This is a genomic window from Aquimarina sp. I32.4, assembly GCF_002924285.1.
Classification (GTDB): Bacteria; Bacteroidota; Bacteroidia; order Flavobacteriales; family Flavobacteriaceae; genus Aquimarina.
In genome coordinates this window covers 1-14,371 of sequence record NZ_PGUB01000103.1, presented here as the reverse complement: position 1 = coordinate 14,371, position 14,371 = coordinate 1, and the positions used below count along the sequence as shown (strand labels likewise).

General features: G+C 31.9%; 14 protein-coding genes. 7 read left to right on the top strand and 7 right to left on the bottom strand.

Going from position 1 to position 14,371, the window contains the following annotated elements:
• A partial coding sequence (locus tag CVD18_RS18175) for an integrase core domain-containing protein (RefSeq protein ID WP_146052842.1) occupies positions 1-256 on the top strand: 256 nt, incomplete at its 5' end.
• Between the two features lie 251 nt (positions 257-507).
• Here CVD18_RS18175 and CVD18_RS18170 read toward each other — a convergent pair.
• The 5 genes from CVD18_RS18170 to CVD18_RS18150 all read right to left on the bottom strand — a co-directional run bounded on the left by CVD18_RS18170 (position 508) and on the right by CVD18_RS18150 (position 6,322).
• On the bottom strand, positions 508-1,626 hold the full coding sequence (locus CVD18_RS18170; protein WP_103866905.1) for a hypothetical protein: 1,119 nt from the start codon (positions 1,624-1,626) through the stop codon (positions 508-510).
• Positions 1,613-2,524: a hypothetical protein gene (locus CVD18_RS18165; protein ID WP_103866903.1), complete on the bottom strand. Its 912-nt coding sequence runs from the start codon at positions 2,522-2,524 to the stop codon at positions 1,613-1,615. Before CVD18_RS18165 ends, CVD18_RS18170 begins: the two co-directional genes overlap by 14 nt.
• A gap of 220 nt (positions 2,525-2,744) precedes the next feature.
• Complete coding sequence (locus CVD18_RS18160) at positions 2,745-3,059, bottom strand: WD40 repeat domain-containing protein (protein ID WP_103866901.1); 315 nt, start codon at positions 3,057-3,059, stop codon at positions 2,745-2,747.
• Between the two features lie 175 nt (positions 3,060-3,234).
• Entirely contained in the window at positions 3,235-3,834 is a 600-nt protein-coding gene (locus tag CVD18_RS18155; RefSeq protein ID WP_103866899.1) for a CDP-alcohol phosphatidyltransferase family protein, read from the bottom strand.
• 73 nt (positions 3,835-3,907) lie between these two features.
• Positions 3,908-6,322: a zinc-dependent metalloprotease gene (locus CVD18_RS18150; RefSeq protein ID WP_103866898.1), complete on the bottom strand. Its 2,415-nt coding sequence runs from the start codon at positions 6,320-6,322 to the stop codon at positions 3,908-3,910.
• Between the two features lie 114 nt (positions 6,323-6,436).
• Between CVD18_RS18150 and prfB the strand changes: the two genes are divergently transcribed.
• The 3 genes from prfB to CVD18_RS18135 all read left to right on the top strand — a co-directional run bounded on the left by prfB (position 6,437) and on the right by CVD18_RS18135 (position 10,541).
• Positions 6,437-7,535 (top strand): peptide chain release factor 2 gene (gene prfB, locus CVD18_RS18145; protein ID WP_146052841.1). Its coding sequence is split into 2 segments (ribosomal slippage): positions 6,437-6,499 and positions 6,501-7,535, totalling 1,098 coding nucleotides; the frame shifts between segments, so codons are not numbered across the junction.
• A gap of 15 nt (positions 7,536-7,550) precedes the next feature.
• Positions 7,551-7,892, top strand: coding sequence for an arsenate reductase (glutaredoxin) (gene arsC / locus CVD18_RS18140; protein ID WP_103866896.1), 342 nt, complete (start codon positions 7,551-7,553; stop codon positions 7,890-7,892).
• A gap of 189 nt (positions 7,893-8,081) precedes the next feature.
• On the top strand, positions 8,082-10,541 hold the full coding sequence (locus tag CVD18_RS18135) for a TonB-dependent receptor domain-containing protein (RefSeq protein ID WP_103866895.1): 2,460 nt from the start codon (positions 8,082-8,084) through the stop codon (positions 10,539-10,541).
• Between the two features lie 66 nt (positions 10,542-10,607).
• Here the strand turns inward: CVD18_RS18135 and CVD18_RS23005 are convergent, their stop codons facing one another.
• Positions 10,608-10,784 (bottom strand): hypothetical protein, encoded by a 177-nt coding sequence (locus CVD18_RS23005; protein ID WP_199185108.1) that lies wholly within the window; start codon positions 10,782-10,784, stop codon positions 10,608-10,610.
• A gap of 188 nt (positions 10,785-10,972) precedes the next feature.
• Between CVD18_RS23005 and fumC the strand changes: the two genes are divergently transcribed.
• From fumC to CVD18_RS18120, 3 genes are all read left to right on the top strand, one after another.
• Positions 10,973-12,370 (top strand): class II fumarate hydratase, encoded by a 1,398-nt coding sequence (gene fumC, locus CVD18_RS18130; protein WP_103866894.1) that lies wholly within the window; start codon positions 10,973-10,975, stop codon positions 12,368-12,370.
• Between the two features lie 151 nt (positions 12,371-12,521).
• On the top strand, positions 12,522-12,947 hold the full coding sequence (locus tag CVD18_RS18125; protein WP_158250496.1) for a DUF2147 domain-containing protein: 426 nt from the start codon (positions 12,522-12,524) through the stop codon (positions 12,945-12,947).
• Positions 12,948-13,118: 171 nt separating this feature from the next.
• Positions 13,119-13,439 (top strand): hypothetical protein, encoded by a 321-nt coding sequence (locus tag CVD18_RS18120; protein ID WP_103866890.1) that lies wholly within the window; start codon positions 13,119-13,121, stop codon positions 13,437-13,439.
• A gap of 417 nt (positions 13,440-13,856) precedes the next feature.
• Here the strand turns inward: CVD18_RS18120 and CVD18_RS18110 are convergent.
• The coding region (locus tag CVD18_RS18110) for a DDE-type integrase/transposase/recombinase (RefSeq protein ID WP_146052839.1) at positions 13,857-14,371 on the bottom strand (515 nt) is incomplete at its 5' end.

Here is a 14,371-nt window from a genome sequence, read left to right as displayed (position 1 = left end):
TTTTTTAAGTCAAGAGTTTACTCATGTTGCTACACCAGAGGAAAATGCACATGTAGAAGCTTATCATGGAATACTTAAAAAAGAAGTCTTTCAACGATTTGAGTATAGAACATTTGGAGAGATTCAACAAATACTAAAAAGATATGTGGTTTTCTATAACAACGTAAGGCATCATGGACTATTGGGAAGAATAACTCCTATGGAAAAATGGAACAAAGACAAACACTTAATTTTAATGAAAAATAGAGTAGCATAATTAATAATCCAAATTTAAAAGATTACTCTTGTTTTATAGGGGTCAAAACATAGGGTTTGGGAAAGGGTTTACACTAGGATATAGTGCTACTGGTCTTTCTACCAACTCATAAATGAAAATAATAAGGATATGACACTATGTGCATACAAGATATTACTCCCTAAATACTAAAAAAAGATATTATTGATTATTAAAAACAAGTAACGGGAATCAGTCAACTACGCATATAGTGTTAGCCTACGATATCTTACTTAGTTATTATACGCAGGTTTTCTTATTGCAAATCGCCCACCTTTTTCAGATTTTTTTCCTTTAAAACAAGTTACGAAAGCATAAACATAGCCCTTACCATAATACTCGATAGGTCTATGAGTTACAAAAAAATCTCTTAATTTTTCTGTATGCCATGTTTTGCCTTTATTTTCACTCCAAACGTAATTATAATAGGCACCATCTTTAACCATTGCCTGTAAATAATTACCATAAACTTCTATATTATCAATTTCTTTAGGTATTTGAATCACTTCTTGCGTATCAAAATATTTTATAGACCAATCTGTTTTATCATTTATATTTTCAATAAATGTATAATATTCGGTAGTTTTTAAGTCTTTATAGTACCCCATGCATTTATAACCTTGAGGAGCAATCTCTTCTATCATTGTATCTTTGTCTCCAGTAATAAAATTAAATTTAATAAGTTTATTAGACTCTATATATTCAATTTCTTCAGATGAGGTAAATCGAGAAAACGTAAATCCATTTTCGTTACTATTAATGATCTTTGTCCATTTTTTTCCTCCATCAAGTGTATATTTGTCTTCAACTATTAATTCTTGATTAATGGAATCTCTATGAAAAAAACTGGCTACTCCAATATTAGAAGAGAAAAAGCGAATACCTGTTAATTTTTCTGTTTTAAATTCATTTATAACCTCTTTCTTTTTAAATGAAGTATCTGATTTAATTAATTGACTAGAAAATTTTCCGTCTTTGGAGGTTTCATTTACTAAGAAAAGAGTATTTTCAATATAAATTGCTTCTGTTAACGAGCCTTTTCCTAAAATATGTTTTTCTAAATTTTTACCTCCATCAGTAGAAATAAAAACAATTGCTTCACTTTCTTTTGATAAATAATCTTCATTTCTATCACCACTGTTATCACCTAATAAAATAACATGATTTTCATTAAGAGGAAGTATTTGATTAAAATCATATTTAGTTATTGGTTCAAAAAAATCATCTCTAAATGTTTCTCCAGGTATCTTACTGAAATCTATTATTTCCCAATTCATACTTTGCTTTATTTTACTTTGACAGGATACCGTATTAATAACTATAAATACTCCAATTAGTTTAAAAAATTTCATTCCAATATTTTTTTAATTCATTAGCTCCTTTTTCAATTATTTCATTAGTATCTTTTTTTAGTTTTTCCCATGTCGATTCTGTGATTGTTCCGTAATCCATATTTTTAGCCATAATCCATGCTTGATCCCATGTTTCTGCCCCTAACCATTCTTTAAAATCTGGAGTTAACATAATTCGTATAAGATCTTGAGCTGGTAACTTACTCATGACTGTCGGGTTATACGCGTCTGGATGTGTCGCGAATGCAAAACTTTGAAAACGAATATTATTGAGTTCTATATTAGTGTAAAATTTTTCAATTATCTTACTTGTTTGCACTTCTGTTTGTCCTTTTTTAATAAAATTATTTGTAGTATTATAACTTTTATTCAGTTCAGAAACATAATTTTTATCCACAACACCTTTTTCCATCAATTTTTGTAAATCTAATTTGGCTTGTTTTAACCATTTTTTTCCTTCAACTGATAATTTAGGCATTAACTCACTCGTAAAAAGCATACAATATTTATAACCATAACTTTCTTCTGGTCGAGGAACAAGTTTTTTTCCTTCTCGTTCATATTTATAAGGGGATTTCATATCCTCACTCATTCTTTCAGCCTCCGCCTCTTTAACAGCTCTTTGCCCATCAGTTTGTCCTTTGAAGGCTAAATGAGTAGGAATAGTAGTGAGTTTAATATAAAGTTTCTCCTTTTCATTTAATTTACCCATTTCTGCTAACGGTCCATAATAGTAAACAGGTGGTTTGTGCCGACAATCAGGATGTCTTTCCATAAAATTTGTAAATCTCGATTCATAGTAAGAACAGCTTCCTTGTGGAATGGCAGGAGGTAAATAACGACATTTTTTTGCCGCTTTTCTGTCTGTTGATATGTACTCCCCAAATATTATTTTCATTTCGTGTTATTCAATTACTATTTTATTTTTAAGTATCCTACTCAATTTGAATTCTAGGAATCTATCATTTCTCTCTCTTATTATCTTGATATTCAAACATCAAAGAAGTAACATTTCTTCTTAGATATTTGTAGTATATATATCCTATTATCTTTTCTCAATGATTCCCAACTGTAAATGTAATCAATCTATTAAAAAAAACCACAGACTAAGTTCTCGATTAGTAAGTTATCAGTGTTTTTGGAGAAAACCGTACTCTATTTACCATATGTTTATGCCCCTTTAAAGAAAATAAATATTTAAAAGAATTTAAACCCCATAAAACTAAAGTTACATTGCCTGAAACAATCATTTTTCCGCAAGAAGAAAAATGTAGTACTCTACCTTTAGATCCGATATTTAATTGCTTAAGTTCTTGATTAAAATTAGTATCAATGAATTTAAGTTTTTTATCATTGCCTGAAGCAGCCAAAAGAGAAACCTTTGGAGAAATATCTAAGGCATAGCTTTCTTCATAATTAAGTATTGGATTCATAAAAACATCTTGTATTTTTATTTTTGCAAGTTCTTAAACTTCCAAATAAGCTCTTTCAAAATATTGATTTGATATCATAAGAAATAAAGAAGGTATTTGTAGAGAAATGAAAAGTGAGTCGTTTTCTTTAAAATCATGGGTTTGTACAACGATTACTCATGTTAGCAAAAGTTATTTATCCATTCAAATATTCATTCCGTTTAAATTCAATTCCTTTTCTAATCAAATATGCATGATAAGCACTTGGAATATCGTGTGTCCACTTAGGCAATATCAGAGTAATTAAAATTCTATCAATATGAGATATTAATCCCATAATTATAGCCAATGCAAATGGAATTCCAGCGTGATTAAATCCAATCAGTGATGTAATAGCAACTAATAAAGTAATTCCCCAAAGTTTAGAAAGAAACGCATGCGTACAAGTTTCTTTTTTGAATTTAATTAAACTTATAACATAACAAGCTATTTCCATTCCAAGAATCGTCCAAATAACTGTAGAGTTATCGGAAATTAGTTTTGGGTATAAAATCCAAGTCGAGAATCCAATAGATAGCCAAAATATCATATCAGTTTGACTATCCATTCGTCTTAATTTGGGTGAAGATAAATTTTGTTTTCTTGCAATTATTCCGTCTAATATATCAGATATTAATCCTAAATACATTAAAATTACTATCATTATTTTAGAGTTTTCTCCAATAAAATAAGCTAATCCCAAAATTATAGGCGCTAATAATAATCGGAATAATATTAATAAAATAGGTATGTTCATTTTAGTTTTTTTATTTATTAGTTACAACCTTTAATATATCTATTAGAGTTTAGCACGTTTTTTATTTAATCTATCAAAAAAGTCCACAACTTAAACTTCCTATGGGGGAGCCATCAGGGATTTTTGGAGAAGGAAGTACTTCAAACTTTTCTGGTCTTTCTATAAACCGATGAATCTGATCTAGGTAATATTTATTATACATAGCATCAATAGGGTTTGATGTTTTACTTTTCAGTATTGGTATCAGCTTATTTATTTTGGCATAAGCAATAGCATTCACTTGCGAATATGCCTTTTTGGTAATACACAGGTTCATCATATGTTTTAGTAAGTTACTTTTTACCATATGTTGAATCTCACTATGATATCTGTTTTCTACATCAATCTCAAAAACAGATGTAATCAATTGATCTAACATTTCTGAGAGCCCCAATTGATTTTTATCCAGGCTATTTTGTTGCACTAATCTAGACGCTCTTTCTGGGTGTAGTAATAATGCTAAACTCATATCACTCGCTGTTGAAGCGGCACTTAAAGCATCAAAACCAACTCCTGTTTTCCCATTAAAAGATTCTCTTGTTCTTTGATATCCATATGCTCTGGGAGGGAATAGTTTTAATTTATCTTTTGGGATTGCTAAAATCTCAGGAGACAATGTTTCTAATACCTTTTCTAGTGCATTTCTTTGTTTTTTGGAATCCACCACCTCTACAACAGTTTGCTTATCTCCTTTTACTGCATAATTATAATTCAAGCCTCCTATAAGTTTTGAGGTAGCTTCTGTCTGATATCTATGAAAAAAATACAATGGAACAAAAACATCTTCTAAAACAGAATAAGGTTCATTACTTTTTATATTATCAACAGAAAAATTACGAATCGCGATCTTTCTTATCTTTAACATAGCTTCTAATTCTTCTGTAGCACTTCTACCATTATCCCATAGGTGTGCTAATTCATGCGCTCCTCCCAGAGGTCGTGCATCACTATCAGAAATAAAACGAAGTCCTGATTGATATGCTTTATCAAGAATTGAAGTAAGTTCTTTTTTTTCATTGGCTTCTTTTGCAAATTCAGAGTAACTATACGCTACCGTTACCTTATCCCACTCGCCTATTTTGGTATCATACGCATTAGATAAATCTATCTTACCATCTGTAAGTGTTATTGTAGGATGCGGATAATCCATTACAGAAGCTCTACCATGAGTACTTGCCGCAAAATTATGTGCAAATCCAATTGTATGTCCTATCTCATGAGCAGATAATTGACGAATACGAGCCAAAGCCATATCCAACATAGGTTGATAGTTGTCATCACTTATTGCATAAGGCTGATTCAACAAAGCTTGCGCTATCAAAAAATCCTGTCGTATTCTCAGACTTCCTAAACTCACATGCCCTTTAAGAATTTCTCCCGTTCTAGGATCTATAACACTCGCCCCATAACTCCATCCTCTTGTAGAGCGATGCACCCACTGTATTACATTATACCTTAAATCCATAGGATCTGCATCTTCTGGTAACATCTTGACCTGAAAAGCATCTTTAAACCCAATAGCTTCATACGCTTGATTCCACCACTTTGCTCCATCTAATAATGCAGATCGAATCGGCTCGGGAGTACCTGGGTCTAAATAATATATAATAGGTTCTTTTGCCTCACTAATTTCTTGCTCTGGATTCTTTTTTTCTAATCGATGCCTTATGATGTAACGTTTCTTTATGGCTTCTTGTACGGGAGTTGCATAATCTAAGTAAGAAATAGATAGTGCACCGCTTCTAGGGTCAAAAACTCGCTTTTTATACCCATCATCAGGTAATTCTACAAATGAATGATGCTGAATAACAGTAATTAGCCTTGCATTGGGTACTACTGATGCTATATTTTTGCCAGTAACACCCCCTTTATAAGTAATCAAAGACTCAAACTCTACATTTTTTGGAAACGCTTTTGTTCTTTCTAAACTCAAACTACTTTTTGTTTTATCTAGAGTATAATTTCCTTCTTTCTGTTGTTTTAACTTATCAATTATGCCATGAGTGTCTTGTAAAAGAAAAGGAGTTAGATTGATAACATAGACGCCTTTTTTCTGTTCTAGGATTGGAAACCCATATAAAACGGATTTTGCGAAGGCTTGTGCTACACTCCTTTTTTCTAGCCTATTATCGGTTACTGCTCGGTATCGTTGATTAAGTTGAATCAATAATAGTTTATTTCCCGCCTTTTCAAATTTTACCACAACCCCATCTCCTATCTGCCCACGATCCAACCCTATATCATTTGATCCTACTCCTGTAGCCAATGAATGTACATACAAAAACTCGGTATCTAGCTTATCTACTTCTAAATAGATTTCATCTTTAGACTGATTGTAATGAAATTTAAAATAACCATCAAAAGAAGTAAGTTCTTTTTGTTTTTCTAAAAATTGAGCAAAAGAAATATGGCCCATCGCAAAGAATAAGCATAAAAAATATAGTCGCATAGTGTGAGTGATTTATACAGAAGAGTTTATAAAATCCCTAAATCTATAAAATAATGTAAAAATTACTTCTTACTGAATTGTTAAATCTTATTTTTGTCAAAATTTAAATAAATTATGATTAATACTGAGACTTTACAAGATCTTAGAGAGCGCCTGGTTGCGTTAAGGAGGTATCTTTGACATTGATGCCAAGCTTATAGAGATAACAAATCAGGAAGAAAAAACATACGCTCCGAATTTTTGGGATAACGCTCAAGAAGCCGAAAAGTTAATGCGTACCCTAAATGCTGAAAAAAAATGGGTTTCTGACTACGAGAAAGGCGTTACCCTAGTAGATGACCTTGAAGTTCTTTATGAATTTTATAAAGAAGGAGATACTACAGAAGCTGAAGTTACCGAACGCTATGAAGAAACTAAATCATCTATTGAAGGTTTAGAGTTTAAAAACATGCTTAGTGATGAAGGTGATAGTATGAGTGCCGTTTTACAAATTACGGCAGGTGCTGGTGGTACAGAAAGCTGTGATTGGGCAAATATGCTCATGCGTATGTACTTAATGTGGGCAGAGAAACAAGGATACAAAATAAGAGAACTAAACTACCAAGGCGGTGATATTGCTGGTATAAAAACGGTAACTCTTGAAATAGAAGGAGAATACGCCTTTGGTTGGCTAAAAGGAGAGAATGGAGTACATAGACTAGTTCGTATTTCGCCATTTGATAGTAATGCCAAACGACACACCTCATTTGCTTCTATATACGTATATCCCCTTGCAGATGATAGCATTGAGATAGATATCAACCCTGCTGATTATGAAATTATTACTTCTAGATCTAGTGGAGCTGGAGGGCAAAATGTAAATAAAGTAGAGACCAAAGTGCAACTTACACACTTTCCTACAGGTATACAGATTTCATGCTCAGACACTCGATCTCAACAAGAAAACAGATTAAAAGCATTACAAATGCTTAAATCACAATTATTCGAGATTGAACTTCAAAAACAACGTGCGCAACGAGATGAAATTGAAGCTTCTAAAATGAAGATCGAATGGGGCTCACAAATACGTAACTATGTAATGCACCCTTACAAATTAGTAAAAGATGTAAGAACCGCAGAAGAAACAGGAAATGTAGATGCGGTAATGGATGGAAATATAGACCAGTTCCTAAAAGCATTTCTTATGATGATGGGACAAAAAAATGACGATTAAAAACATATAATAGATATGATCACAATTTATCATAATTCAAGATGCAGTAAGTCAAGAGGATGCCTTGCTATAGTTCAGGAACAAAAAGAAGAAATCAACATTGTTAATTATCTTCAAACCCCTCCTTCTATAGAAGAATTGACTGAGATTATCAAACTTTTAGGAATATCTCCTATAGAGTTGGTAAGAAAAAATGAAGCTATCTGGAAAGAAAACTATAAAGGCAAAGACTTTACGGATACTGAGTTGATTGCTATACTCAGCAACAACTCAAAACTTATTGAGCGACCAATTGTTGTAAAAGGCAATAAAGCTGTTATAGGAAGACCTCCTGAAAAAGTTTTGGATATTTTATAGAATTTCTTCTTTTCCAGAAAATATTTCTTTTCTGATTAAACCTTTTTGGTTTTTTCTTGTCTTAGTAAAATATTACTAACTAAGCTGCAATAGAATTTATACTATTGTAGCTTAGTTACATTTAACACATCATTAACCGCTTTCTAGTATCTGCTTCGATATTTTTAGCGCTAATTCAATGACTAAAACATGAATAAACTTTTATTTTTCTTATTTCTTACATCTACATTTATTGTCTTTTCTCAAGACAGAGGCTTTCCAAACAAACCTATACAAGTATCTGGTTTGGTACTAGATCAGGACACAAACACGCCTTTAGAATATGCGACCATAGCATTCTACAGCCCTAGATTACAAAAAATTATTACAGGAGGAATTACTGATAAAAATGGTAAATTTTCCATAGAGGTCAACGCAGGGGTTTATGATGTAAGTATCGAATTTATTTCTTTCAAAACAAAAACTATTCAAAAACAAAAATTATTTAAAAACACAAATCTCGGAACCATCAAACTAGGATTAGATACAGAAACTCTAGATGATGTTGTTGTTATTGCAGAAAAAACAACTGTAGAAATCAAATTAGACAAAAAGATTTACAATGTAGGAAAAGACCTTACTGTAAGCGGTGGTACTATTAGTGATGCATTAGACAATGTTCCTTCTGTTTCTGTAGATGTAGAAGGTAATGTAGCGTTGAGAGGTAATGACAATGTACGAATCTTGATCAATGGTAAACCGTCTGGCCTTGTTGGCTTAAATAGTACAGATGCTTTAAGACAATTACCCGCAGAATCTATAGAAAGAGTAGAAGTAATCACCTCTCCTTCTGCGCGATACGATGCAGAAGGAACAGCTGGGATATTAAATATCATCTTAAGACGAAGCAAACTACGAGGTATGAACGGAGCAATTACTGTAAATAGCGGTTATCCTTGGGCAGCTGGTGTTTCTGGTAACCTCAATTACCGAACAGGAGATTTCAACTTCTTTACTACTTCTGGATATAATTATAGAGAAGTGCCAGGGAACTCATTATCTCAAACACGTTACCTAAACATTGACTCAAACGGAATAGATAATCCTGATACGTTTATCAACGAAGAAAGAGAATTTGATAGAATCAGGAAAAGTATAAACTCTAATATAGGAGTAGAATGGTACATTAATGAGACTTCTTCTATCACAACATCTTTCCTATACAATTTAGGCGATAATACTAGTAATACTAGCAATAGTATTACAGAATTAGATATGAATGGAGAAATTCTAAGTAGGAACGCTCGTTTTGATCCTGAAATTGAGGATGACATTACCAAACAATACGTACTTAACTACACAAAAGATTTTGATGATAGTGGACAAAAACTGACATTTGATTTTCAGATAGAAAACACAAATGAAGATGAGCGATCCAGAATTACACAAGAAAATATAACCGCCATTGAAATTGTTAATACCCTAGAAGAACAAAATCGTATTCTTCTACAAGCAGATTATACACTTCCTATCGGAAAAGACAGTCAATTTGAACTAGGATATAGAGGTAATTTTAATAAAATAGATACTGATTACCTCGTGCAACTAGAAGACAACAACATTATAACTACAAATACTGATTTGTCAAATGCACTAGCTTATAAAGAACATATAAATGCTATGTATTCCCAATGGGGAAGTAAATGGGGGCAATTTTCATATCTCTTAGGGCTTAGAATGGAAAATACCCAAATCACAATCGATCAAAAAACAAGTAATGATCTGAATAAAAAAAACTATACCGACCTATTTCCTACAATCAATTTAGGATATGAGATTTCACAAAAACAAAGTATCACTTTTGGTTATAATCGCAGATTACGCAGACCAAGATCTAGATTTATCAACCCTTTTCCATCAAGATCTAGCGTCACCAACTTGTTTCAAGGAAACTCTGATCTCGACCCTAGTTATTCTAACGCCTTTGATTTAGGCTACCTTAATAAAATAGGAAAAGTAACTTTGAATACTTCTATTTATTATAATCATGCTACTCAAGTATTCACTTTTGTTGCTGAGGATACAGGAGAAACCGCAATCATAGGAGCAGATGAGAACAATCCTGGAACAGAAGTCCCTGTTATCAAAAGAAACCCTATCAATTTAAGTAGTTCTGATCGATATGGTTTTGAATTTACATTGACCTATAATCCAAATAGAAAATGGAGAATCAATGGTAATTTCAATGCTTTTCATAACAGTGTACAAGGAGAACATAACGGAGAGAATCTCGATGCAGAGAACTTTAGTTGGTTTGCCCGATTAAGTAATAAGATAACACTACCCGCCAAAATAAATTGGCAGACCAATATGATGTATGTAGGTCCTAATAAAACTGCTCAAAATGAAAGCAAAGCTGTTTTTAGCACAAATCTGGCTTTTAGCAAGGATTTTTTCAAAGAAAAAGCATCACTTACATTTAATATCAGTGATGTATTTAACTCTAGAAAACGAATGAGCACTTCTACTACTCCTACTTTTATTTCAGAAAATGAATTTCAGTGGAGAGAACGTAATTTTAACCTGTCATTTACGTATAGGTTTAATCAGAAAAAGAAAAGGCAACGTTCTCAAAGAGAGTTTAATGGAAATAATGAATTTGAAGGATAGAAAAGAAATTTATAAAACAAAAAAAGGAAGTCAAATGACTTCCTTTTTTTGTTTTATATCTAGGCGTTATGCCAATTCTTTTTCTTTGCGTTTTGCTTCTCTTCTCAATTTAAAATTTTCAAGATTAGCTCCTATAATCCAATAAGGAATTACAAAAGTTAACAAAAAAATCATTAACCAAAATCCAATGGTAAGGATTGTTAAGAATGCTAAAAAACCAAGATACTGATCGAATTCAAACATAACGATATTCTAATTTTCAAATTTCGACAAAGATAACAACTCTTATGTATATGTCATAGTAGAAATATCATTTATTTTTAAAACTCTTACTCTAGTGATTTATATAGACAAAAAGTCGCGTCTTTATTCAGAAATAGTGCAGTAAATGTTTTAAATTTGCACTCTTAAAAAACAAATCATCTTACCAAATGGAATATAGAATAGAGAAAGATACGATGGGCGAGGTAAAAGTACCTGCTGATAAGCTTTGGGGAGCTCAAACAGAACGCTCTAGAAATAATTTTAAAATTGGGGCAGCAGCATCTATGCCATTAGAAATCGTATACGGTTTTGCTTATCTAAAAAAAGCAGCAGCATATACAAATTGTGAATTAGGAGCATTACCTATTGAGAAAAGAGATCTTATTGCACAGGTATGTGATGAAATACTAGAAGGAAAACATGATGATCAATTTCCTTTGGTAGTATGGCAAACAGGGTCTGGTACACAAAGTAATATGAATGTGAATGAGGTAATTGCCAATAGAGCACATCAATTAGCTGGTAAAACAATTGGAGAAGGTGATAAAACATTACAACCAAATGATGATGTAAATAAATCTCAATCTTCTAATGATACATTCCCTACTGGAATGCATATTGCAGCTTATAAAAAAATAGTAGAAGTTACTATTCCTGGGATTACTCAACTACGAGACACCCTAAAGAAAAAATCTGAAGAGTTTAAAAATGTTGTAAAAATTGGGCGTACCCATTTTATGGATGCTACCCCTCTCACTATCGGTCAAGAATTATCAGGATACGTATCTCAATTAGATCATGGGATTAAAGCCTTAGAAAATACGTTACCACATATGGCAGAACTAGCACTAGGTGGAACTGCTGTAGGAACAGGGCTTAATACTCCAAAAGGATATGCTAAGCGTGTATCAGAGTTTATCGCTCAGTTTACTAGCTTGCCTTTTATCACTGCCGAAAATAAATTTGAAGCTCTTGCTGCACATGATGCTTTTGTAGAAAGCCATGGCGCTCTAAAACAAATAGCCGTTGCTTTAAACAAAATAGGAAACGATATCCGTATGCTGGCTTCTGGACCAAGAAGTGGAATTGGTGAATTAATTATTCCTGCAAATGAACCAGGTAGTTCAATCATGCCAGGTAAAGTAAACCCTACCCAATGCGAAGCATTGACTATGGTATGTGCACAAATACTAGGTAATGATGTAGCGATTAATGTAGGTGGAATGCAAGGACATTTTGAATTAAATGTATTCAAACCTGTAATGGCTTCCAATTTACTTCAAAGTGCACAATTGATTGGTGATGCTTGTGGTTCTTTTGATGAACATTGCGCACAAGGAATTGAGCCTAATCAAAAAAGAATTACTGAGTTACTAAATAACTCGTTGATGCTAGTTACTGCTCTAAACACAAAAATAGGGTATTATAAAGCGGCAGAAATTGCTAATACTGCACATCAAAACGGAACCACTCTCAAACATGAAGCTGTTGCATTAGGATATGTTACAGAACAAGAATTTGACGAATGGGTAAAACCAGAAGATATGGTTGGTAGTCTTAAATAAAAAAGAGTATTATTCTTACAAAAACCATGAAAATTAATCTAGAATAATTTTCATGGTTTTTTTATGTTTTAACCCCAATATAAATAAAGTGAGTTAAAAAAAATTGATCAGTGTTTTTTTTGATCCTAATTTAATCAGTATGTTTACGCCAATGAAATTTATTATAACCTTAGTAATTTCCTGTTTTATTATATCTTCTTCTACTGTAAGTCCTGAGACTTACATCGGGAAATGGAAAATTGAAGGAGGTTCCATTATTGAAATCTACAAGGAAGGAGATACTTTTTTTGGTAAAATTAATAAACGAGCAGATAACCCACTAAGCAATATCAACGGTTTAGATAACAAAAATCCTATCAAAGAACTTCAAAAAAGGCCTTTATTAGGCATGATCATTCTGGATCAATTACAGTATGATCATGGTGTTTTATCTGATGGTACTATATACAATGCAGATAGTGGTAAAGCTTATGATGTAAAAGTATGGATTAACAGTGATAATATAAATGTATGCTACATCAGAGCATACAAAAGTTTTTTATTCAAAACATTTACAGCTACTAGAGTTACCCATTAAGCTCTCTTTATCTTCTTGATTACAAATCATTAACTATATTTAAGCATAATCAAAATGATAAGAAAAATCATTAATAGCCTTGATGGAATTTGGATAAGCCCAGATTCAAAAAAAAACAGCTGAAAATAGAATTACAAAAGGTTGAGATTACAGACGAAAAAATTAAAGAATATGAAGACAAGTTTGAAACAAAAAACTACAAGAACAATGACTGTTAAAATACTCTTCATAAATATTATTTTGTTAATATATTGTTTAGCTACACTCAGCTCTTGTAATTCAATTGAAAATACTGCTTGGAAATATAGAGATGGATTTCATATTGGAGATGGTATCAAATTTGATTCATCTCTTACGCTTAAAAATGACACTATCTATTCTAATAAGAACCCCATAGCTATTTTTGTAAAAACTAAACAACGAATAACTGATAAATTATTAATAATAAAAGACATAAATAGCGATTCTATAGGGACTTATTGTAGTAAATAAAACAACTAATCTGTCAAGTAGATAAATATCATTATACAGAATATCGAATTCATATAAAGATTAGAATCCAGTATTATGAAAAAAAGCAACATATTTCATCTAGTTTTATGTATTCTGGTAATTTCTTTTATTTATCTTTTTTTAAATTTCGAATTTAAAATTTGGCTTTTTTTGGGAGCTACACCACTAACCTTATGGACTATCAATAAAGATGTTATTACTGGTAAAAAATGGTTCCTTAAAAACACAACAACCAAACCTATTAAAATCTCGAATCAAAAGCCCCTAAATGAAATTATTAATAAATTACCCAAATTAAATTCTCTTGAAAAAGAAGGATATATTAAGTTAACAGAGCTGTGTTGCTTGTTTTGACCCCTGTAAAACAAGAGTGATCTTTTAAATTTCGATTATTAATTATGCGCTTAATTTATTGATTAAAATTAAGTGTTTGTCTTTGTTCCATTTCTCCATTGGCGTAATACGTCCCAATAGTCCATGAAGCCTATCATTGTTATAGAAAATCACATACCTTTTTAGAATTTGTTCAATTTGTCCAAAAGTTCTATAGTCTACTCTTTTAAAAACTTCTTTTTTCAGTATTCCATGATAGGCTTCAACATGGGCATTTTCTTCTGGTGTGGCTACGTGTGTAAACTCCTGTTGAACCCCTATAAGTCCAAGATATTCACGAACACTATTTGCTATAAACTGACTACCATTGTCACTTCTAATCACAACATTATCAGGATATTGATACTCTAAAAATAACTCGGACAAAAACGCTATCACCTTATCCTGTTTAATAGAAAAAGAAAAATAGTCTTTTAATATCCTACGTGTATGCACATCTATTATAGATAATAAATAAGCGTTTTTACCCACGCAAGGAATCCAAACCATCTTTATGTCCATTTCTAAACACTCCATAG